The organism is Streptococcus cristatus (genome assembly GCF_001578775.1).
Taxonomy (GTDB): Bacteria; Bacillota; Bacilli; order Lactobacillales; family Streptococcaceae; genus Streptococcus; species Streptococcus cristatus_A.
Window position 1 is genome coordinate 1,417,210 of the sequence record NZ_KQ969062.1, and the last position, 22,823, is coordinate 1,440,032.

General features: G+C 41.8%; 20 protein-coding genes and 1 pseudogene. 5 read left to right on the forward strand and 16 right to left on the reverse strand.

What is annotated here, in order from left to right; translation table 11 throughout:
* Positions 1-25: 25 nt before the first annotated feature.
* Both SCRDD08_RS07050 and nox read right to left on the reverse strand, forming a co-directional pair.
* Positions 26-844, reverse strand: a complete 819-nt coding sequence (locus tag SCRDD08_RS07050; protein WP_061423009.1) for a PrsW family glutamic-type intramembrane protease — start codon at positions 842-844, stop codon at positions 26-28.
* A 235-nt stretch (positions 845-1,079) separates the two neighbouring features.
* Complete coding sequence (gene nox, locus SCRDD08_RS07055) at positions 1,080-2,459, reverse strand: H2O-forming NADH oxidase (RefSeq protein WP_061423010.1); 1,380 nt, start codon at positions 2,457-2,459, stop codon at positions 1,080-1,082.
* 230 nt (positions 2,460-2,689) lie between these two features.
* Between nox and SCRDD08_RS07060 the strand changes: the two genes are divergently transcribed.
* The 3 genes from SCRDD08_RS07060 to SCRDD08_RS07070 are packed head-to-tail and all read left to right on the forward strand — an operon-like array spanning position 2,690 to position 5,502.
* Positions 2,690-3,619, forward strand: a complete 930-nt coding sequence (locus SCRDD08_RS07060; protein WP_330997118.1) for an FAD:protein FMN transferase — start codon at positions 2,690-2,692, stop codon at positions 3,617-3,619.
* Positions 3,620-3,638: 19 nt separating this feature from the next.
* Entirely contained in the window at positions 3,639-4,247 is a 609-nt protein-coding gene (locus SCRDD08_RS07065; RefSeq protein WP_005589803.1) for an NADPH-dependent FMN reductase, read from the forward strand.
* Between the two features lie 22 nt (positions 4,248-4,269).
* Positions 4,270-5,502, forward strand: a complete 1,233-nt coding sequence (locus SCRDD08_RS07070; RefSeq protein WP_061423012.1) for an NAD(P)H-dependent oxidoreductase — start codon at positions 4,270-4,272, stop codon at positions 5,500-5,502.
* Between the two features lie 48 nt (positions 5,503-5,550).
* On the opposite strand, the gene sdbB is transcribed toward SCRDD08_RS07070, so the two are convergent.
* The 12 genes from sdbB to brnQ form a co-directional block, all read right to left on the reverse strand.
* Entirely contained in the window at positions 5,551-6,102 is a 552-nt protein-coding gene (gene sdbB, locus SCRDD08_RS07075) for a thiol-disulfide oxidoreductase-associated lipoprotein SdbB (RefSeq protein WP_061423013.1), read from the reverse strand.
* Positions 6,103-6,114: 12 nt separating this feature from the next.
* A complete protein-coding gene (gene ccdA2, locus SCRDD08_RS07080) occupies positions 6,115-6,822 on the reverse strand; it encodes a thiol-disulfide oxidoreductase-associated membrane protein CcdA2 (RefSeq protein ID WP_005589800.1) in 708 nt (235 codons plus the stop codon).
* A 187-nt stretch (positions 6,823-7,009) separates the two neighbouring features.
* On the reverse strand, positions 7,010-8,713 hold the full coding sequence (locus SCRDD08_RS07085; protein WP_061423014.1) for a cache domain-containing sensor histidine kinase: 1,704 nt from the start codon (positions 8,711-8,713) through the stop codon (positions 7,010-7,012).
* Positions 8,710-9,444: a response regulator transcription factor gene (locus SCRDD08_RS07090; protein WP_061423015.1), complete on the reverse strand. Its 735-nt coding sequence runs from the start codon at positions 9,442-9,444 to the stop codon at positions 8,710-8,712. Before SCRDD08_RS07090 ends, SCRDD08_RS07085 begins: the two co-directional genes overlap by 4 nt.
* 59 nt (positions 9,445-9,503) lie before the next feature.
* A complete protein-coding gene (msrB, locus tag SCRDD08_RS07095) occupies positions 9,504-10,622 on the reverse strand; it encodes a peptide-methionine (R)-S-oxide reductase MsrB (RefSeq protein ID WP_061423016.1) in 1,119 nt (372 codons plus the stop codon).
* 15 nt (positions 10,623-10,637) lie between these two features.
* Entirely contained in the window at positions 10,638-11,201 is a 564-nt protein-coding gene (locus SCRDD08_RS07100) for a redoxin family protein (RefSeq protein WP_061423017.1), read from the reverse strand.
* A gap of 70 nt (positions 11,202-11,271) precedes the next feature.
* Entirely contained in the window at positions 11,272-11,592 is a 321-nt protein-coding gene (locus tag SCRDD08_RS07105; protein WP_061423018.1) for a hypothetical protein, read from the reverse strand.
* A 27-nt stretch (positions 11,593-11,619) separates the two neighbouring features.
* Complete coding sequence (gene ccdA2, locus SCRDD08_RS07110) at positions 11,620-12,330, reverse strand: thiol-disulfide oxidoreductase-associated membrane protein CcdA2 (RefSeq protein ID WP_061423019.1); 711 nt, start codon at positions 12,328-12,330, stop codon at positions 11,620-11,622.
* 143 nt (positions 12,331-12,473) lie between these two features.
* Entirely contained in the window at positions 12,474-13,508 is a 1,035-nt protein-coding gene (locus tag SCRDD08_RS07115) for a HAMP domain-containing sensor histidine kinase (RefSeq protein WP_061423020.1), read from the reverse strand.
* Between the two features lies 1 nt (position 13,509).
* Positions 13,510-14,196, reverse strand: coding sequence for a response regulator transcription factor (locus tag SCRDD08_RS07120; RefSeq protein WP_061423021.1), 687 nt, complete (start codon positions 14,194-14,196; stop codon positions 13,510-13,512).
* Positions 14,197-14,276: 80 nt separating this feature from the next.
* Positions 14,277-15,497, reverse strand: coding sequence for an SSURE domain-containing protein (locus tag SCRDD08_RS07125; RefSeq protein ID WP_061423022.1), 1,221 nt, complete (start codon positions 15,495-15,497; stop codon positions 14,277-14,279).
* 239 nt (positions 15,498-15,736) lie between these two features.
* Positions 15,737-17,068, reverse strand: a complete 1,332-nt coding sequence (gene brnQ, locus SCRDD08_RS07130) for a branched-chain amino acid transport system II carrier protein (protein WP_061423023.1) — start codon at positions 17,066-17,068, stop codon at positions 15,737-15,739.
* 229 nt (positions 17,069-17,297) lie between these two features.
* Here brnQ and SCRDD08_RS07135 point away from each other — a divergent pair, with 229 nt between their 5' ends.
* Both SCRDD08_RS07135 and SCRDD08_RS07140 read left to right on the forward strand, forming a co-directional pair.
* Complete coding sequence (locus SCRDD08_RS07135) at positions 17,298-18,311, forward strand: YdcF family protein (protein WP_061423024.1); 1,014 nt, start codon at positions 17,298-17,300, stop codon at positions 18,309-18,311.
* Between the two features lie 55 nt (positions 18,312-18,366).
* On the forward strand, positions 18,367-19,050 hold the full coding sequence (locus SCRDD08_RS07140; RefSeq protein WP_061423025.1) for a B3/B4 domain-containing protein: 684 nt from the start codon (positions 18,367-18,369) through the stop codon (positions 19,048-19,050).
* Between the two features lie 90 nt (positions 19,051-19,140).
* Here the strand turns inward: SCRDD08_RS07140 and SCRDD08_RS07145 are convergent.
* Both SCRDD08_RS07145 and SCRDD08_RS07150 read right to left on the reverse strand, forming a co-directional pair.
* Positions 19,141-20,914, reverse strand: a pseudogene (locus tag SCRDD08_RS07145) (ABC transporter ATP-binding protein).
* Positions 20,915-20,923: 9 nt separating this feature from the next.
* The gene (locus SCRDD08_RS07150) at positions 20,924-22,660 is read right to left on the reverse strand and encodes an ABC transporter ATP-binding protein (protein WP_061423026.1); all 1,737 of its coding nucleotides are present in this window, start codon (positions 22,658-22,660) and stop codon (positions 20,924-20,926) included.
* Positions 22,661-22,823 lie beyond the last annotated feature (163 nt).

The window sequence follows — 22,823 nt, forward strand, 5'->3', positions numbered from 1 at the left end:
CCGATTTCTGTCCCACTCTCCGTCTTTAGATTGACAAGTCTTCCTGATCAATCTTGTGAGCTGTTCGATAAGCTTGGTAGAAAATGAAGACAGCCACAGCAGTCATGACAGGAACGATGACTGGGATATCTGTTTCAATAGAAGTCAATGGAGAATTCCAGAAGAAGTGGAGAACAAAAGCTGATAAGAAGTAAAATAGACCGGCTTTAAAATAGCTCTTTTGAGTCTTAGCAAATCGAAACATCAGAGCTAATCCGATAGTGGTCAAAGCAGTGTAGAGCCAGTGAGAAGCTACCCCACCAGTGATACGGCCTAAAATACCAGAGATAGTGAAGGAAAATCCTTCAGGAAGGTCGGAAAGGATATAAGAAAAGTCCTCACTAATCTGAAAACCTATGCCAGCTGTAATTCCCAACAGTAAAAAGCCTTTAAGTTTTTTGACTGGCACTAGATAGACAGCGAAAGCAACCGCCAAAAGCTTAAGCGGCTCTTCAACCAGCGGAGCTGCAAGGGCATTCTCCAGATAACTAATCACTGTATTTGGAAAACTCGTGCTAACCCACTCGTGGATATAAGTATTGGCTAAGCCAGACGTCCATCCAGAAATGAATAGCCCACCTAGCAGAGCAAGCCCAAGGCTAAATGCAGGCGTCTGCCATTTTTTACCCAAGCCGCGAATCAAAAGCAGAGCTGGGATGATATAAAGCAGGGCCAAAAGGGCTGACAGTCCGACAATTCCATAACCAGTACCTGACATACTGCCAGTAGTATAAGCTTGCGTCTCGTATTCCAAGCCAATCGCGCTTAGAAGGAGAAAAGTGAAAAGAACAATGTTTTTCTTCATAGAACAACTTTCTAAAATTTTATTTTCATCTTAGTATAACAAAAAAATCTAAAATAGAACTAATTTTAAAACTCATTAGAATGATTCTTAATTAGTATTCTAGTCGATATTGCTATAATATATTTATTTATCCTATATTCTCATATTTCAGCTTTTCTTCTCTTCTATATCGTCTTGATAATTGGGCTCGATAAAACAAGGAACCAAAGAAGCCCCTCATCGGGACTTTCATTAATTATTTTTCAGCTGTAAGTGCAGCCATTGTGATGTAGTTGTATGGTTTGTTAAAGTGTGGCAAGAAGAAGAGATCTGTCAAGGCCAACTTGTCAATTGTTACGTGCTCTTGGATAGCAAGTGAGAACATGTGGATTCCCATGCTAATTGCAGAGTCACGAGATACCATTTGCGCACCAAGGATTTCGCGGCTGTCTTTGTCAAAGACAATCTTGATGGCAACTTCGTGGTTGTCATGTTTGATAAATTCTGGTTTTTGAAGATCGTTAAAGCCAGTTTCAGCTGCGTTGTAGCCAGCAGCTTTGGCTTTTTCAAGAGTCAAACCAGTTGAAACCATGTGAAGACCGTAGATAGAGATACCATTTGATCCTTGCACACCGATTCCTTCCAACTCATGACCACAAGCGTTGTAAGCACCCACGATACCAGTACGTACAGCGTTAGATGCAAGAGCGATGTAGCTTGTGTCTTTACGAGCATTGTCATAAACAGTCGCACAGTCACCAACAGCGTATACACCTGGGATAGATGTTTCTTGTTTCTTGTCTACAAGGAAGGCACCGTTGCGGAAGAGCTCGATCTTACCGTCAGCAAGCGCTGTGTTTGGACGGAAACCAACTGCAAGAACAACCATGTCCACATCAAATGTTTCTTTGTCTGTTACCAAGCGTTCAACTTTACCATCACCTTGGATGGCTTTAACTGTTTGACCAAGAGCCAAGCGGATGTTGTGCTCTTCCAAGTTCTTCGCCATCATTTGAGTGAAGTCTTTGTCGTAGTAGCCGTTCAATACAGTGTCCACGATATCCACAAGCACCACTTCTTTTCCAAGACGCTCGAAGGCCTCAGCAAGTTCTACACCGATGTAACCACCACCAACAACGGCAATGCGCTCAAGGTGTTTGCTCTTGTCCTCAAGTTTTTCAATAACTTCTTCAGCATTTTGGTACAATTTAACGAATTGGACGTTTTCAAGAGTCGCTTTAAATTCGCGGTTCCCCTTAACAATTTCAACGCCTTCAATTGGAGGCAAGATTGGAGTTGAACCAGTTGCAAAGATCAATTTATCGTAAGACTCTTTGTGTTCTTTGCCTTCTACTTCTGCAGTCACAACTTTATTATCGTAATCAATTGAAAGTACTGGTGAGTTCATGTAAACTTTAGCGCCCTTAGCTTCCAATTTTTCTTTGTCAGAATAGAAGAGTCCTTCTGGACCATCGATTTGTTCCCCGATCCAAAGTGCCATTCCACAACCAAGGAATGAAATATTTGAGTTTTGGTCAAATACCACAATTTCATTTTCATGACCAAAGTTGTCCAACATCGTATTAATACAAGCTGTACCAGCGTGGTTAGCACCAACTACAACGATTTTACTCATAGAATAATCCACCTTTAAATTTAATTTACCAAACTAGTATACCATGTATCTGTTAGCGTTTACAAGATATATGCTCAGAATTTTTTTAAAATTTGGCAAATAGCTTTGATTTTAGACAAAAAAATTCAATTTTTCTGAAAATGTTATATATTTACAATTGTGAAAACGGTATCTTTCTGTTATACTAATAGAGAAGATTAAGAAATTTAATAGGGAAGGTTGTGATAAAAGTGGATCTTATTTCTAGATCCATCCATTTAATGGGATCGACTATCACTATTTCGATTCTCCATGAAAATGCCGACAGTCTTTTAGACCAGGTATTTTCTCTCCTAAGATTGTATGAAAAGCGCTTTAGTGCAAATGATGACAGCTCTGAGCTCATGCAAATCAATCACGCTGCCGGTAAACATCCCGTTTGTGTCCATCCTGATTTGTTTGAGTTGATTGAGTTGGGAAAAAAACATAGTCTCGCTCCAGACAGTCATCTAAATATTACCTTGGGACCCCTGATTCAAACTTGGCGAATTGGCTTTGCAGATGCAAAAGTTCCCAGTCCAAAAGAAATCAAGCAAGCGCTGTCACTCACTAACCCTGAGTATATCGAGTTAGATGCAACCGCCTCCAGTGTTTTTCTGACAATGGAAGGCATGAAAATCGACTTGGGCGCCCTTGCCAAAGGTTATATTGCGGATAAAATCGCTGCTTTTTTAAGAGGACAAGATGTCACCTCCGCCCTCATCAATCTTGGTGGAAATATCTTAACCATCGGTCTAAATGAAAAAAATAATCGTTGCTGGCGCATTGGCATTCAAAATCCAATCTTGCTACGTGGAAATAACCTAGCTCTTCTGTCCGTTCAGAATCAGTCTGTCGTGACTTCAGGGATATATGAAAGAAAACTGCAGGTAGATGGCAGGGTTTATCATCATATTTTTGACCGTACCACAGGCTACCCAATCGACAATCAACTAGCTAGTCTCACGATTGTTTCATCAAAGTCCGTCGATGGTGAAATATGGACGACCCGTTTATTCGGGGAAAGCCCTACTTCCATCTTAGAGAAAGTCGAACAAGAAAATGGAATCGAAGCCTTCGTTATTACAGAAAATCATCAAATTTTTTATTCATCTGGTCTCAGCCCAGAAATCTTATCCTAAATCCAGAAAGGAACCTACTATGTTAAAATTTATCGGTCTAGTTGGTACAAACTCAAAGAAATCAACCAACCGCCAACTCCTTCAGTACATGCAAAAGCATTTTGCTGATAAAGCAGAAATCGAGTTGATTGAAATCAAAGATATTCCTATTTTCAACAAACCGTCTGATATGCAAGTTCCAGAGATCGTTAAAGAAATCGCTGCGAAAATCGAAGCTGCTGATGGTGTTATCATCGGAACGCCTGAATATGATCACTCTATTCCCGCTGTTCTTATGAGTGCCTTGGCTTGGTTGTCTTACGGTATCTATCCATTACTTGGTAAACCAGTGATGATTACAGGAGCCTCTTATGGAACTCTGGGTTCATCTCGTGCCCAACTACAACTCCGTCAAATTTTGGATTCGCCAGAACTCAAAGCTTCTGTTATGCCAGGTTCTGAATTCCTACTTTCTCACTCACTTCAAGCCTTTGATAAAAATGGAGACTTGATTGACCTCGAAACCATTCAAAAATTGGACGCTCTTTTTGATGACTTCCGTTTGTTTGTTAAAATTACAGAAAAGTTATCAAGTGCCCAAGCACTTCTTCATCAAGAAGCTGAAAACTTTGACTGGGAAAAATTGTAAGAACTAGAAGGGAAAGAATCACATGAAATTTGTTGGACTTGTCGGCTCAAATGCAGACCAATCATACAACCGTAAATTACTAGAATTCATCAGAAAACAATTTAAACTGAAATTTGAATTAGAAGTCTTGGAAATTGATGAAGTTCCACTCTTTAATCAAGATGAAAAATGGGATGAATCCTTCCAGCTGCGCCTTTTGTACAACCGCATCACGCGCGCTGATGGTGTCATCATTGCCACTCCTGAGCACAACCACACCATTACAGCAGCTCTCAAGAGCGTCCTCGAATGGCTTTCTTATGAGGTTCACCCATTTGAAAGCAAGCCTGTCATGATTGTGGGAGCTTCCTACTACGACCAAGGAACGTCTCGTGCCCAAGTACATTTACGTAAGATTTTGGATGCTCCAGGTGTCAATGCTTATACTTTACCAGGAAATGAATTCCTTCTTGGTAAAGCGAAAGAAGCTTTTGATAATGAAGGCAACATCACAAACGAAGGAACTGTTAAATTCCTTGAATCTTGCTTAGATAACTTTGTTAAATATGTTGAGGTAGTCTCAAAATTGAAAAAACCTAAACCAATTGCTCCTGAAGACTTAGATGTCACGAACCCAATCGCAACAACCATCACAGAAGTTGACCCTGACGATCCAGAATGGGTAGAAAAAGCTGCAAAAGCTGTTGGTGCTGTTTCTGGCGATACCTATGTCAAGCTTGACCATGGTATCCTGACTGTTAACCAAATCGACATGTTCTTAAAGGCTATGCCGTTTGAGTTGACTTATGCTGATGATAACAACCAGTTCCTTTACTATAACAACGCTCACCAAGATCCAGACACTATGTTTGCCAAACGTGTACCATCCCAATCAGGTGGCCGTCTCTCAACTCTACACAACTCTCTTCCTGCTGCCCGCATGAAGAACGTAGAATGGGTAGTTGGTGTTCTTCGTAACGGTGATCAAGAGTACGTTCGTACAATCGTGCCGGGCTCACCTGAAGGCGTGATCAACACCCATAACTACCAAGCAATGTACTATCCTGACGGATCTTACGCTGGTATCAACGAAATCGTCTTTAACTTCCAGCCTTGGCTAGATTGGTATCTAAAAACAACTGGTCAACGCTTGGTTGGAGGAAGTGGTCCTTTTGCTCCTGCAGCTGCAGCCGTCGATGCCACTTCTGGTGCTTCAGATACTGGCGGTGGTCACGGCGGTGGAGATGCCGATGCAACATCTGGCGCTAGTGCTTAATCAGAACAAAATGAAAAGAATGGATTTTTATATCCATTCTTTTTTATTTTATTTCATTTCCTTGAAGGCCTTTTCTGCTTCTTCGTTGCTGATTGCTCCAAATTGAATCTTCCCAATTTTTCCTTGGCTATCAATGAGGATTTCGGTTGGAATACTGCGAACCTGATAGGCTTGGAAGATTGCACCAGACGTGTCAAATAGAACGGGCACATCCTTATAGCCTTGTTCTTGATACCATTTCGGGAAGTCCTCAACAGACTTCTCTCCTTGGAGACCTGGTGCTACAATAGACAATATTTCAAAATCACGGTCTTTTTTACCAGCTAACTCAACCAATTCTGGCATGCTTCGCTTACAAGGTCCGCACCAAGAAGCCCAGAACTTCAGATAGACTTTTTTTCCACGGTAATCAGAAAGCTTGACAGTTTTTCCATCCATTGACTGAAGAGTGAAGTCCGGTGCCTCCTGACCAACTGCAACCAGCGATTGGACACTTGTACTGGACTGGCTTTGACTATCCATCCCCTTTTCGTCAGATGAACAAGCTGATAGTGTCAGAAAAGCTATCGAAGCAACAACGATCGAAAGAATTTTTTTCATCTTTTTCTCCTTTTATCCAAAAATTCCTGATAAAGCATTTAATTGCCCGAGCATGAGAAGGATTCCCATAAAAATAATTAAGACTCCTCCGATTTTTTTCATTAGACCCATATAGGGTTTGATTTTTGAAAAATACCGCATAACGAAGCTAGAAGCTAAAGCTAAGATGAGAAATGGTAAAGCCATTCCCAAAGTATAAACCAGTGTCAAAAGCGCTCCTTGGATAGCTCCATTTCCTCCAGAGGCAGCTAGAGCCAGAACCGAACTAAGGACAGGTCCAATGCAAGGTGTCCAACCAAAACTGAAACTAATACCAAGCAAAAAAGCTGACAGAAAATCATTCCGACGACTGTTCTTCTTAAATTCCACATTTTTCTGGAATTGTAACTGCCTGATATTAATCAGCTCCATCTGATGAATTCCGAGCAAAATGATGATAATCCCCATCAGATAACGGAATTTCTCATCGTAAATCACTCTGCCTAAGAATCCTGCACCGAAGCCTAGTAGAAAGAAAACTAAAGAAATTCCAGCAATGAAGCACAGGGTCTTGATCAGACCAGTCCAAGCGATCTTTCTGCCTAAAAACTTGACTTCTCTAGGCTCTTCTTCATCCAGCAATATCCCTATGTAGACTGGTAACAAGGGAAAGATACAGGGTGAGAAAAACGAGAGAATTCCAGCCAAAAAGACCGAAACAAAAAATAAACCAGACTCCATCCCAACCTCCTTTAAGATGTGTTTTCAATATTATTATAACAAACGATTTAAATTTTTCCACATTTTGCTACACTATCCTCATTTTTGTATAATTTATCGGAGAAGCCGTCTGTAAAAACACTATTTTGCTCCTAAACAAGAAAAAAAGCCGGAAATTTTCCGGCTGGAGTACTGAAGGATAGCGAACTTAATCATCTGAGTCTAGCGGCAAGTAAAGACTGATCTGGGTGAATGTATCTGGTTCGGACTGGATTTCCATATGGTAGTCGTCGCCGAACTGAAGTTTCAAGCGTTGATCGATATTTTTCAGACCAACACCACCTAAGCGAGGGAGAGTCTTGTCCACTGAATTCTGGAGTTCAAAACCGCGGCCGTTATCATAGATAGACAGTATCAGCTGCCCCTTTTCTGCTGCTGACGTCACCCGAATCACGCCTTGTCGGTCAATTTCCTTGATACCATGGTATATGGCATTTTCAACTAAAGGCTGAAGTACCAGCTTGGGCAGTTTATAATCAGCTATAGATTCATCCTCTTCAATCTCATATTGGAGCTTGTCACCATAGCGCTGCTTCTGGATAAAGAGATACTGGCGAACGTGATCAATCTCATCTCTAAGAGAAATCTGTTCGTGTCCTTGATTAAGTGCCAAGCGGAAATACTGAGCGAGTGATTTTGTTACCTCAACAACACGCTTGCTGTCATTAAACTCGGCCATCCAGACAATCGTATCTAAGGTATTATAAAGGAAATGGGGATTGATTTGAGCTGAGAGAGCTCGGAGCTCATAGCGGCGGACATTTTGTTCTTCTGTCTTGACAGCTTCCATTAGTCGTTCGATTTGATCCAGCATTTTATTGAACTGCTGAGCTAAGCCAACCAACTCTGGAGAACCCTTTGCTTCCACCCGAAGGTTTGATTCGCCTGCGCCAATCTTTAGAATAACTGCTTGTAGATTCTGCAGCGGCTTAATCCACAAACGCAGAACGAACCAAATACCAGTCAAGCACATCAGGAGTGCTAAAAGGCCCAGTCCCATAAAAGAATAAAGCATTTGTGACTGAAGCATCTGTAATTGCTCTAATGAGGCGACGCCAATTAAGGTCCAGTCGCTATCCGCAATATCAATCTGGTAGACAAAAGCCTGCTTCTGGTCTGCGTAACCATCCTTGACCGAGATATAGGGCTGCATAGCTTTCATTTCCTGACTGGATGAATAAACACTCTTCTTGGGATGATAGACAAATTCATGCTGGCTATTGACAATAAAACTAAAGCCCTTTTTCCCTAGCCGAAGCCGATCCAGATAGGCTTTGAGACTCTTATAGCCGATATCCAGACGTAAAACACCGAGATTCTGCCCAGCTTCATCCACTACTTCCTGAGTGACAGAAACAACCCACTTCTCTTTCTCTGATGACAGAGATTCTTTCCGAGCAGGGGTTAAGACAGGCATGGCTTTGGTATGAACAGCTTCCTGATACCATTTTTCATTCATCATATCAGAAGATGTCTGCATGCTGATTTGAGAATCTGTCGAGACCACGCGCCCGTCCTTGGTAACCAATACTGCCGACACCAAATCTGGATCAGTCTCAATGATGGTTTTCATCAAAGTCTGAACTGACTTTTCGCTGCTTTCTTGATTCTGAGCAAATTTCCGAATCGTTTCTTCCTTGCTCAGTGTAGAGGTGGTTTGTTTTAATTTTTGCAAATAGGAAGCAATAAACTGCCCACTTTGCTCCATACTATTGCGCGTCGTCCGCTCTGTCAGCTGCCGAATAGTCTGCGAGCTAGTCTGATAGTAAAGACTCCCAACAGATCCCAAAAGTAAAAGGACCAGCAGAAAAATATAGACAATCAACTGGATAAGAAGCGGATATCGTTTCATTTCTCCTCTCCTTTTTTAAACTGCCGAGGTGTCAGCCCAACCACCTGCTTGAAGCGCTGAGAAAAATAGTTCATATCTTCAAAACCTACCTGCTCTGCTATTTCATAAATCTTCAAATCTGTGGTTAAGAGTAAGAGTTTAGCTTTTTTTATCCGTTCTTGAATCAAATAATCTTGAAAAGGCAAGCCTAATTCTTTTTTGATAAGAACACTTAGGTAGGACGGACTAAATCCCAATTGGAAAGCCAAACTTTTCAAGCTTAATTCTGAATCAGCTAGACGCGCGTGAATAGCCTCTTCCAACTCAGAACGTTGGCCTTGATCGACCAAGTCTTGAATCTGGGCTTTTTTACGTTCCTTATCAAGTTTAATCTGAACCTTGGCCAACATCTCCTCAACATCATCCTTGGAAAATGGCTTGAGAAGATAGTCATCTGCGCCTAGTTTAATGGCTGTCCGAGCATAGTCAAAATCATCATAGCCCGTCAGAAAAACGATATGGCACTTAGGAGCCTGGTCCCTGACTAGCTTGGCAAGTTCAAGGCCATTCATCTGTGGCATATTGATATCGGTCAGCAGGACATCAGCAGGATTTTCCTGAAATTTCTGCCAAGCTTCTATTCCATTTTCAGCCTGGGTAATAACTTGCATACCAAACTGTTCATAGTTTACCAAGGACACAATCCCCTGTCTTACCAGATACTCATCCTCTACAATCATGATTGAATACACAAGATTCAACTCCTTATTTTTACTGGATTTATTATAGCAAATTTTCAATCAAAATGCTCTTAAACATAATCCAACAGATAGCCGTAGCCCTTCTCCTCCATCTCAGCTTTTGGAATGAACTTGATTGACAAACTATTAATACAATAGCGCAAGCCTCCCTTATCCTTAGGACCGTCTGTGAAAACATGGCCCAGATGGGAATTTCCAACCCGACTACGAACTTCTGTTCGAGTCATATTGAAGCTCTTGTCTTCTTTGTAAGTTGCAACATCCGGACTGATAGGACGTGTGAAACTCGGCCAACCGCAGCCTGAATCAAACTTATCCTTTGATGAAAAGAGAGGCTCGCCTGTCACCACATCCACGTAAATACCAGCATCAAACTTATCCCAATAGCGGTTAGAAAAAGCCCGCTCTGTGTCATTCTTTTGTGTAACTGCGTATTCTTCTGGCGAGAGCTTAGCCTTAATCTCTTCATCGCTAGGCTTAGGATAGCGGCTAGCTTCGATAACAGGGTATGCAGCTTGATTGACATCGATATGGCAATATCCATTAGGATTCTTTTTTAGGTAATCCTGATGGTAATCTTCTGCTTTGATAAAGTTTTTTAGAGGTTCTTTTTCAACAGCTAAAGGCTTATCATATTTCTTAGCAACTTCATCAAAAACTTGATTGATGGTATTCAAATCTGCTTCATCCTTATAATAAACACCTGTCCGATACTGGGTACCCTGATCATTTCCCTGCTTGTTTTTAGAAGTTGGATCAATGATGCGGAAATAATGCAGCAGAATTTCTTTTAGCGAAATTTTCTTGGCATTGTAAGTGATGTGAACAGTCTCGGCATGGCCAGTTTGGGAGACCAATTCATACTTGGTCGTGTCGCCCTTACCATTTGCATAGCCTGATACTGCATCTATTACACCTGGCACACGAGAAAAGTACTCTTCTACTCCCCAAAAACAGCCGCCAGCCAGATAAATCTCCCGCTTGTCCTCTTCCTTGACATCTTCTTTCTTCTGTTTAGTCACTTCTGTCTTGCTCATAGAGGCTTTCTTGATTTGCTCAATATTGGCCTGAGATGGGTTAATAGACATGGAGCCCTTGATTAAGAAAAATAGACCAAAACAGGCAAGCAAGCCAACCAGAATCAGAAAAATCTTCCATTTGCCTTCCATGTTCATTGCTCCTTTCTACTTGATTTCCTTTAGTGTTTTTTCAATATCTTCCTTACTCATGTAGCCCACATGAGTTTTAGCAAGTGAGCCATCACTATTGATAAAGAGAGCAGATGGGTAGGATCGAATACCGTATTCTTTCAGTAATTCTCCCTTAGTATCCATAAGAACTGGCATGTTCTTGTAATCCAAAGACTTGTACCATTCCTTGAAATCATCAGCAGACTTTTCTCCGTTAAAAGTCGGAGACACCACCGTCAGCACAACATAATCTTTTCCAGACTGCTCCTTAGCCAAATCATTGGTATCTCCAAGAGTGGATAGACAGATAGAGCACCAAGAAGCCCAAAATTTTAGATAGACTTTCTTGCCTTTGAAATCAGACAACTTGTAGGTCTTGCCGTCTACTCCTTGCAGACTAAAGTTCTTAGCCATTTTTGTAGCTTGATTAGAATTTGCCTTACTAGTCATGGAACTTTTATCATTTTTAGAAGCTTCCGAATTCATTTGCTGATTTGAGCAAGCTCCCAATAAACCGACACAAAGCAAACTAGCAGTCAAAATCGATAGTTTCTTCATCGTTTTCTTTCCTTTCAAAATAAGGAGAAAGCCGACAAAACTGACGACTTTCTTTCCTATGGTGGAATTCTTATTTGTCAGATGACATTTCGGATGAATCTTTCATGTCATCCTTCATGCTTGAATCGCTTGATTTCATATCATCTTTCATGTCAGACTTACTTTCGGACATCATAGACGAGTCCTTCATCTCATCCTTTTTCATCTTTTCATCAGACATGCTGGAGTCTTTCATATCCTCCTTCTTCATGTCGTCTTTTTTCATATCCTCTTTCTTCATCATACTGCTGTCATCCATCTTTTTCATGTCTGAATTTGACTTTTGACTGGAGCAAGCAGCCAAGGCAAAGATACTAAGAGTAGCCATTGTAAGGGTAGCAATTTTTTTCATGATATTTCTCCTTTAATTATATAATATTTATCCAAATAGTGACGCTAAAGCGTTTAGATTTCCGAGCATTAGCAAAATTCCCATGAGAATGATGAGTGCACCGCCGATTTTCTTAAGCGTTCCCATATAAGGTTTGAGTTTGGCAAAGCGCTGTAATACCCAGCCAGAAGCCAAAGCCATGGCTAGAAACGGAAGTGCTAATCCTAGTGTGTAAACCAACATAAGTAAGCCTCCCTGAAGAGCGCCGTTGCCTCCAGAAGCTGCAATTGCTAAAACAGAGCTCAGAACAGGTCCCACACAAGGCGTCCAACCAAAACTAAAGGTGATGCCTAAGAGAAAAGCGTTAAGAAAATCACTTCTTTTACTATTCTTTTTAAGTTGGATGCTCTTTTGCTTTTGCAGCCGCTGGATATTGATGATTCCCATCTGGTGGATTCCCAGTAGAATGACAATGCCACCCAAAAGATAGCGAAACCAAGGGGCATAGAGGACTTGCCCCAAAGCACCAGCTCCATAGCCCAAAACCAAAAATACAGTAGATAGACCTGCTATAAAGCAGAGCGTCTTAGCTAAACCGTGCCAAGAAAGATCCCTTCCCATAAACCGAACCGTTTTCGGCTGATCCGAATCCAGCAGAATTCCCACATAGACTGGCATAAGCGGTAAGATACAAGGGGAGAAAAAGGAAAGAATCCCCGCCAGAAAAACAGAAATAAAGAACAAAAAACTTGTTGCCATTTCAAAAACCTCTCTATCAATTTTCTGACTCTAGTATAAAATAAAAATCCCCCAAAAAATAGGGAGATCGATTTGAAAAAACTTGAATTTGGTTTTATCTTTGCTAAATCAAGAATTGAAAACGTTTACTAATTTCTGTGAATTTATGTTAAGTTGAGAGTAAATGTAAAAGTGCTTCCTAGGCCATACTGGCTTTCAACCGTTATTTCTCCACCCAGCTGATGAGCCAACTCACGTGCAATAGCAAGACCCAGACCATGCCCGCCTGTCTTCATATTACGAGATGTTTCTACACGATAAAGGCGTTTGAAAATCTTATCCAAATCCTCAGGAGCAATACCCTGTCCTTCATCTTTTACACTTATTGTCAAGATTTGCTCAGTTAATTGAGCCACGACCTCAATTTTAGTTCCAGGGTCTGAATACTTAAAGGCATTATTTAGCAAGTTGACCAAGATACGAGAAAGTTTATCGTAATGGCTCTTAATTTTCGCTGACTCAGGAGACACTTGAATGTAGATGTCTCGCTCCTCTTGCTCAATCAATAGTTGAAATTCACTCATGACCTCAATCAATAGCTGGTCTAGAAAGACTATTTCAGCTTCTCCATCTGATTCTATTCGAGGCTGGGCATTAAGAGTCAAAACATCCAATTCTTCCACCAGTTTATTCAAACGCTCTGTCTGACGGCTAATCGTGGTCAAGTAATGAATCTGCTCGTCTTCCTTGATCACTCCATCTAAGATCCCCTCCACAGTCGCCTGAATAGAGGTAATGGGAGTTTTAATATCGTGAGAAAGCTGGGCAATCATCATTCCTTTTTCTCGTTCACTTTCATCAAGCGATTCAAACGTTTCTTGCAAATTATGCGACATATCGTTAAAAGCCTGACCCAACTCTTGAAATTCAATAGGGCCCTTGGCGTCAATCTCTGCACTAAAATCCTTGTCAGCTATATTCTGAGCCTGTTTTTTCAGATGCCGAAGGGAAGAAAATACTGGCGATAAAAGAAAGAGACTGACTGCCGCCCCTATAAAACTAGCAATCAAGGTCATTCCAACTAGGAAATAAATCTCACTTTTTACAATCAACATTCGCTGGACTGCCCAGAAAACGAGTAAAATCGTTAGTAGGCTAGAAATCAGATACCCCACCAGAATGTAACTTTTTAATTTCATTTTATACCTCGTGCTCCTTCCATTTTATACCCCAGACAGTTTTGACGGCAGGAGTGTCTGAACTGGCATACTTGGTCAATTCCTGTCTCAGAGCATGTATATGAACATTAAGGGTATTGGTATCATCTACGAAGTCTTCCTGCCACACCTTTTCGTAAAGCTCCGTCTTTGAAAAAACTCTCTCAGGATTACTAGCTAAAATCCAGAGCAGTTCAAAGGACTTCACTGTTAATTCCAAAAAATGCTCCCCGATGCGAGCCTCATGAATCACATGATTCATCACCAAATCACCGAGCTCAATTTGTTCGATCTCGCCTCCACGATGCAGTCGGCGCAAAATGTTATTGACTCTTAGAACTAGCTCACGCGGACTAAAAGGTTTGGCTATAAAATCATCTGCTCCTAAGCTCAAACCGTAAATTTTGTCTTGATCGCTAGTCTTAGCCGTTGTAAAAAGAAAAGGCTGATCAGGTGCTATATACTGAACCTCACTGATAAAGTCATAACCGTCCATATTCGGCATCATGATGTCCGTTATGATCAGGTCAACAGATTTCTTTCTGAAAAGATCTAACCCCTCCACGCCATCTCGAGCCACTAAAACATGGTAGCCTTCCTGCATAAGATAGCGCTTTTGAATATCTAGAATATCCATCTCATCATCAACGAGTAAAATTGTCTTTCCCATTTGCCAATCTCCTGATAAAAACAGTGTTATACTGGCTTTAGTATAACACTATTTTTAGTAATTTTTAAATGATTTGAACCTTAATCTTTTTGTTTTTCTTTCAAACCTAGAAGGCTAAGAATTCCTGCCAAGGCTAGTCCTAAGAAACCAATGGTAGCTGTAGCTGTTTGAGCTTCACCAGTTTTTGGTAACGTAGGCTTATCATTTTTTTTCACCGTATCTGCCATCGGCTTAGAAGTTGGGTGTTCCCCCTTCACATCAGTCATGCGATGATCTACTTCCTTCGTACCCTCAGCTGTACTCATAGAATCTGTTGCAGAAGGCTTCTTATTCATCTGGCCTTCTTGAGATGGTGTTGTAGAAGGTTTCATATTCATTTGACCTTCTTGAGATGGTATTGTAGCCATTTCTTTTCCACGAAGCTGAATCGTTACTTGACGAGTCGCGATAAGATTTGTCAAATCTGGTTTTCCATCTTTAGCACCATAGACCTTGACAGTAGCTTGGTAACTGCGAGTGCCATTAGCACGAAGTTGGTCAAGAAGGGCTTGCCCGTCTTTACCTGTAGTATTGCCGTTCAAATCCACTTCGTAGAAGTATTGACCTTTCGCCAAGCCTTCAAGTGGCAAGAGAGCTGGATTTTTAGCTGTTCCATTGTCTGACCAAGGTGCCTTGTCAGAAGATTTGAGCAAGAGGCGCGTCAACATACCATCTCCACCGAAAGCTTCATACGGAATAACTTGATTAACACCAGCCAAGAATGAACCGGGAACGTTCGCTTTTTCTAGGTAACTAGCTGGGACATCTACTGTATCTTTAGTATTCTCAGCAACACCTTTTTTAACTTCGTCTGGAGTTGTTACTGATTGAGGAGTAGTCGCTTCACGAGCTTGGTTTGAAACTACATCAAGAGTTGCCACTGGCTTAGCTTCTTCTTTCTGATCGGTAACTTCTGTAATATTCTGTTCTTCTTTGGTTTTTGTTACTTCTTCCTTTGGAGTTGGGTTAGACTTATCTAAAGAAATAGTTTCATCAACTACTTCCTTTGGAGCTGACTGATTTTCAGGAAGAGCTGAATCCACTCCTTCTTTTAAAACTGTCTCTGGCAACTCATTCTTTTCTAGTGATGATGAATCTGTTTGAAGAACTTCAGTCGGAGTCGTAGTGAGAACATCTGCATGTACAGTGTTTGGTTGACCAACTAGCAAAAAGAAACCACTGGCAACTACGACGGAAGCTACACCCACGCTTAAACGACGGATTGACCAGCGAGCATACTTTTGATTTAGGTTGAATTTCATAAGATTCTCCTTTAGGTTTGTTTTTTTGATGACTTTAGTATAATCTCCTAAGATTAAATGGAGATAAGAAATAGTTAAAATTTCTCTTAAATCTATCTTATAAAATGCTTATATCGTCTTATTATTCATAAGAAACAACTTGATTTTCTTCACCAAACATTCCCAGTCTTAAACTTAAATCACCTAATACAATTGACAATGAGTCAAAAAAATCCACCACACTGTGGTGAATTTTCTTCTTATGCTTCAAATTCAAAAGCGTCACTTTTTTGCTTGTTTGGCAAAAGGAGCGAGAGCAAGATGCCAACCAGAGCCGGCAGCAACCAAGGTAGAGAAGCTTGAGCAAATGGTAGAGCATTAATCAGATTGAGAATTGCCGTTAGCTTGAATTGTCGTCCCAAAATGCTAGCAAAAGCAATCAGGGTCACCGCTGTGATGGTCAACTGCATTCCTGGTTTAGAAAGTGGTAAAAAGCGATTAACCATGACAATCATCACAATCGTAATGGTAATAGGATAAAGAATTTCCAGAACTGGAACTGAATACTGAATAATAGCATTCAAACCAAGATTTGCAATAGCGAAACCAACTAGCGTAAAAATGGTCGCATACACTTTATAAGATACTTTCGGGAAGGTATTATGGAAAAATTCGCCAGTTGAGACGATAAGTCCAGCTGTTGTTGTAAAACAGGTCACCGTTACCATAATCGCTAGGAAAATCTGAGCCATCGGACCAAAGATGGCTTGAGTTGCAGAAGACAAAACAGAAGCCCCTACGTTTGCACCTTTCGGCAAATTCTCTAGATTAAGTGGGAAGTGATTTCCAAGGAAAGCCAAACCGATATAAAGAACGCTAAAGCCTAGCGCCACAAGAATACCCACGACCCAAATAGTAGAAATATATTCCTTTTTATTCTTGAAACCGAGCTGGTTGAGTGTTGTCACAGCAACCACACTAAAAGCAACTGAAGCCAAGGCATCCAGAGTATTGTAACCTTGAAGAAATCCCGCTCCGAAAGCTGAAGCAGCATATTCCGCTGTTGCTCCTTGAGGAGCAGTGGAACCATATTTGGTAGCGCCCAATACAACTAAAACTACAATCAATAGGGCAAAGATTGGCGTTAAATAACGACCAATACTATCAAGGATTTTCGATGGATTAAGTGCAATCAGATAGGCAAAGGCAAAATAAACCAGCGTAAATCCAAAAAGCCAAATGGCATGAGAACCTGCAGGCAACATGGGCTCAATCCCGACAGAAAATGCAGTGGTCGCCGTCCGAGGAATGGCAAAGAAGGGACCAATTGCAAGATAAAGGGCTACCAAGTAAACTACCGCAAACCAAGGGGCAATCTTTTTCGAAATTTCATCAATATAGCCCTTGGGATTTAAAGTACCTATAATCAAGGTTAGAATAGCAATACCAACACCCGATAGGACAAAGCCCCCAATAGCTGGCCAGAAATTTTGACCAGATTCCAAACCCAATTGAGGTGGAAAAATCAGGTTACCGGCTCCGAAAAACATTCCAAATAAAAGCAAACCGGTCAAGGATCCTTTTTTTATCATCGTCATCTCCAGTCTTTTTAAGATTTTTCCATTATACCTATAAACACCAATCATTGCAAGGATTTTGAAATAAAAATTGCCTTTTCTTAACCCAATAAAATCACGAAATTTAATACGATTTATTACGAATTATCTTTTCTTATTTTCGAATTATATCATATCGACAATTCCTTTTTTATGAGATGGACTTATGCTATACTAGTTATAAGTTCAATTGCGAGGTTCTAATATGTTACTTCATCTAATCTGGCTCATTCCTGCTGCTATCTTTACTTTTTTAGTCTATCGGGAACCTAGAAGTTTATTCAATGCTTATCTCCTGACCTTCACTCTTATGATGATGGGAATTGTTTTAGCTGGGCTTACGATTGTTAGTCTTGAGCGATTTATTGGTTATACACCAGCTATGATTAGCTTTTATATCCTGCTTTTAGCAATTCCTATTAGTATTTTCGCTTCTACTGCTTATTTGATTTTTAATGGTCGCCAAATGCTACAGCTAGAGGGACTCAGACTAGCCAATCTACTATCGCTTCTCTACGGCCTAGCGATCGTGGGACTTGCTTTACTGCATTTTCTCGCTCCTCGGTCATTTCTTGCAACTTTGATTTCCCTCGCTGATTTGCTACTATTTTACGGAACCTTTCTCTATCTTTCCTATATCATCTATGCATTCTTTTTAAATATTTTTCCAGTCAAGAAAGAGCCTCAGACTATTATTATCCTCGGTGCAGGATTGTTTGGAGATAAGGTGCCTCCCCTGCTGGCTCAGCGCTTGGATAAAGGGATAGCCATCTATGAGAAATTTAATCGGAGGCCAGTCATCATTGTCTCTGGCGGTCAGGGAGACGACGAGCGGATTTCCGAAGCAGATGCTATGGCAGGTTATTTGATAGATAAAGGAGTCCCAGCTGACAGTATTTTCCTCGAAAATAAATCTCGCACTACGCTTGAAAATCTCATATTCAGTAAACAGCTTATGCTATCACAAGGACTGGAGCAAGATCGAGTTGTCCTAGTCACAAATTCTTTCCACGCGCTACGTGCTGGCATCTATATGAAACAAGTTGGTCTCAAAGGCCGCAGTATTGGTTCTCGCACGGCCTTCTATTTTCTTCCTTCTGCATGGATCCGAGAAACTGCCGGTTTGATCCGTATCTACTGGAAATGGCATGCGTTTATCATCGGAATTCTGCTACTTCCCTTCCTTTTCTCCTTATTCCACACATATTTTTCATTGTAAAAAGCCCTAGAAAAAGGTATAATGATGGTAAGAAAAAAATGGAGGTCCGTCTAAGATGAAATTTACCATTGATAAAAGTTTAGCAGAACTGGGCATCACAAGCGTCGTCCTTGGCATTGCTAGAAACGTCGATCCTCAGGCATCTTTATCAGAAGCCTTTCTCCAAAAACAGAAGGAAGCAGAGAACTGGGCCTTGAACTGCAATCTAGCAGAAATCACTGACCATCCGACTATCCAAGGCTACTGTGATCTGCTGCAGAAAGTGGGACGTAGTGTTAAAAAGAACCCGCCAACTGTACCAGCTCTGATCCGCAATATCCAACACCGCGGCTCCATTCCAAGGATTAATAGCATTATTGATATTTATAATGTAGAATCCTTGCATTCTCTCCTAGCTATCGGCGGTCATGACCTTAATAAAATCGGTGATGAGATTGAGTTTACTGTCAGTCAGAAGGATGATATTTTCCTTCCTATCTTATCCAAGGAAAAGCACGTGGCTCTGACCGACTATGTCTATCGAGATGAAAAAGGCATCCTTGCCTGGCTTGATGTTCGTGACAGCGACCTTTATAAATTTGATGATCGCACTAAAAATGCTATTTTCATTATCCAAGGAAATGCCCATACGTCCGTTCAAATGCGACTAGAAGCCCTTGAACGCATCCACCAGGATTTAGCAGCAGCCATGCCAAATCTCGAATTTGAAACCCATGTCATTCAAGTAGAAGATCTTTAAGCAACTTTTCACTCGACAAGTTTTTGAAGTAAAACTCCATCAAATTATAAATCAAAAAGGAAACTCAGCTGAGTTTCCTCTTTTATATGTCTAGGCTTCTTTCTTATCCGAAAATTGACTCATATATAAGTCATGATAGAAGCCCTTGTCGGCCAACAGTGACTCATGATTGCCCTGCTCAATGATTTGTCCATCCTTGAGCACTAAAATCTTGTCTGCTTCTTGGATAGTAGACAAACGATGCGCAATGACAAAGCTCGTCCGCCCCTGCATCAGAGTTTTCATGGCCTTCTGAATCAACAACTCCAAACGAGTATCTACTGAGGAAGTCGCCTCATCCAAAATCAGAATCTTAGGATCGGCCAAGAGAGCCCGTGCAATCGTCAGGAGCTGCTTTTGTCCCAGCGAAATATTGCTAGACTCCTGATTCATTTCCATATTGTAGCCACCTGGCAAGGTGCGGATAAAGTGGTCCACATTGGCTGATTTGGCTGCTTCTATAATCTCCTCATCAGTAGCATCAAGATTACCAAAGCGAAGATTTTCCTTGATAGTTCCTTCATAAAGCCAAGCGTCCTGTAGAACCATACCAAATTGCTTACGATAGTCTTGGCGGGATAGCTGGCGAATATCGTGGCCATCTACGCTGATAGAGCCCTTGGTCACATCGTAGAAACGCATGAGGAGGTTGATCAGGGTCGTCTTACCAGCTCCAGTCGGCCCAACAATAGCCACCATTTCACCCGGCTGGACTTCCAGATTAAAGTTGCGAATCAGCGGCTTGTCTGCCACATATTGGAAATCTACATCTTTGAAGCTGACTTGACCGGTCAAGTCCTTGTCTAGCTGGACGGTATTATCCATCACTTCATCTGGCTCATCCAAAATCTGGAAAATCCGATCCAGCGAAGACTTAGCGCTCTGGAGCTGACCTGCCAGCTGGGTGAGGTTTTGAATAGGCTGATTGACCTGCCAGACGTACTGGACAAAGGCCTGCATATTCCCAATCGTCAGCTGACCAGCAATAACCTGTAAACCACCCAAGAGAGCAACGATAAGATAGGTCAAATCCGAAATCCCATTCAGCACGGGCATCATGAGCCCTGAGATAAAGCTAGCTTTAAAGCCGACTTCCTGCAAATTTTTGAGTAATAGCTCGAAAATCCTCAGCCGAGGTCTCTTCCCGACCATAAAGCTTGAGAACATTGAAGCCAGACAGATTTTCTTGGACGAAGCCATTCATAGCGCCCAAAACATCCGCCTGCTGCTTAAAGTAGAGCTGGGATTTCTTGAGGATAATTCTTGCTCCCATATAGGTCAGAGGAATGCTGACGATGACGATCAAGGCCAGCTGGAGATTCAGATACAAAACCATCCCGATGACCAAAATCAGTGTCATAACGGCATTGACCACCTGCAAAAAGCTTTGTTGGAGAGCATTTGAGACAGTCTCCACGTCACTAGTGAAGCGTCCAATCAAATCACCAAATTGGTGCTTATCAAAGTAAGAGACAGGAATTTGATTGATTTTACGACTGAGCTCATTGCGCATGTCGCGAACGGTGCTCTGCACAGCATTGGTCATGAAATAGTTAGAAAAGTATGAACCAATCTCATAAAAAAGGGCACGAATAAAGTAGAGCAGCATGATCCAAGCAACATAGCTGCTATTGATGGCTGCACCGGGGACTCCCTTGGCCATATCCAGCAGATTTTGCGTCAGCTCTGTGATGGCAAGCCCTAGGACAAAAGGCTCTAGGACACTCATGACCACGCTGACAATCTTGAGGAAGACTGCAAGAAGCACGGCGGCTTTATAGACTTTTAGATAGCCCCATAAACGGACAAAACTATTTTCTTTCATCTCTTCCTCCTATTCTTCTGTTAGTGATTGGCTATTGAGCTGGGAATTGGCAATTTCGCGATAGATAGCATTATTTTCCATCAGTTCCTCATGCCGGCCTCGACCCACGATCTCACCCTTGTCTAAGACAATGATTTGATCCGCGTCCATAATAGTTCCGACCCGCTGAGCCACAATGAGAACCGTTGCATCCTGCGTCACTTCCTTAAGTCGGCGGCGCAAAGTCGCATCCGTTTTGTAATCCAGAGCCGAGAAGGAATCATCAAAGATATAAATGTCTGGCTCCTTGAGGACCGCACGCGCAATGGATAGACGCTGCTTTTGACCACCAGATAGATTGCTGCCACCTTCAGCCAAATGCGTCTCGAAGCGTTCTTCTCTGCTCTCGATAAAGTCGCGAGCTTGAGCCACATCTGCTGCTTGATTGAGCTCCTCAGAGCTAGCATCTTCCTTACCATAGCGGATATTTTCAGCGATCGTCCCGGTAAATAGCAGAGCTTTCTGCGGGATAAAGCCAATCTTCTGACGGAGGGCTTTGAGATTATAGGCGCGGACATCCACACCATCCACCAAAATCTTGCCCAAGGTCACATCATAGAAACGCGGAATCAGCTGAACCAAGGAAGATTTACCAGAACCTGTTGAGCCGATAAAGGCGATCGTTTCCCCCGGTTTAGCTTGGAAGGAAATATTATGTAGGACAGGATTTTCCGTCTCACCTGGATAGGCAAAGGTTACATTGTCAAATTCCAGATAGCCACGAGTCGCAGTTTCCGTGATCCCCTTCTCATTTGGATCGATGGAAATCGGCATATCCATGACTTCCTTCAGCCTCTCGCTAGAAACCGCCGTCCGTGGATACATAGTAAAGAGACTGGACAGGAGCAGGAAGGACAGAAGGGCATGAAAACTGTACTCGATAAAGGCAACCAAATCCCCGATTTTCAACTCGCCGCTGCCCAGTGGCTTAAGAGCAAACCAGACAATAGCCACAATCATGGCAATGATAATCTGCACAAAAAGGGGCTCCGTCAAACCTGTCAGCTTAAAGAGGTGGTTGGAATTCTCCGCATAAATTTCATTTTCATTAGCGAAGCGCTCTTCCTGAAATTCCTCACGGGCAAAGGCTCGAATGACCCGCAGACCGGTCAGATTTTCCCGAGCATACTGGTTGATCTTGTCCAGCGTCTTCTGCTGCTTTTCAGACAGGGGACGCGTCTTGACCGCAACATACCAAACTACGATTGCCAAAAAAGGCACTGAAATCGCCACAATCCAGGCCATGGACGGACTGGTCAGGAAAATCATGAGGATGGACGACAGCATCATGATAGGCGTGATAGCTCCCATCTTGAGCGTTTGCTCAGCAAACTGCATAAGGACAAAGGCATCACTGGTAATCCGCGTCACCAGTGAAGAAACGCCGATCTGCTCATATTCATGATGGGAATACTCCTGCAGCTTATCATAGAGATCATTCCGCATATCCCGCACCATGCTGGTCGTTAATTTTCCAGCGGCATAGGAAAGGACGATCCGCCCCAAAATCCCAAGGATAATAACCAGTAACATGATAAAGCCCCAGAAATACAGGCGTTCCTGATTGCCTTGGTTAATCCCCTCGTCAATCATGCGCGCCAAAACCGTTGGCAGCCCTAGATTGACCACTACAAAAAAGATGGCCGACACAAAATCCAGTACCAACCACTTGGGGTAGCGTTTCAAATAAGACCAAATGTAAAGCATAATCCCTCCATTTTTATAACAATAAAAAAGCACTGAAGAGCACTTTTAGACAGAAAAGAGCGCGCAAATGCACGCCTTACTAAGAATAGTATAGCAGAAATATGAAAAAGCGTAAAGACTTATCAGCATATCTTTTCTTCAAGTTTATATTTTATTTTAAAAA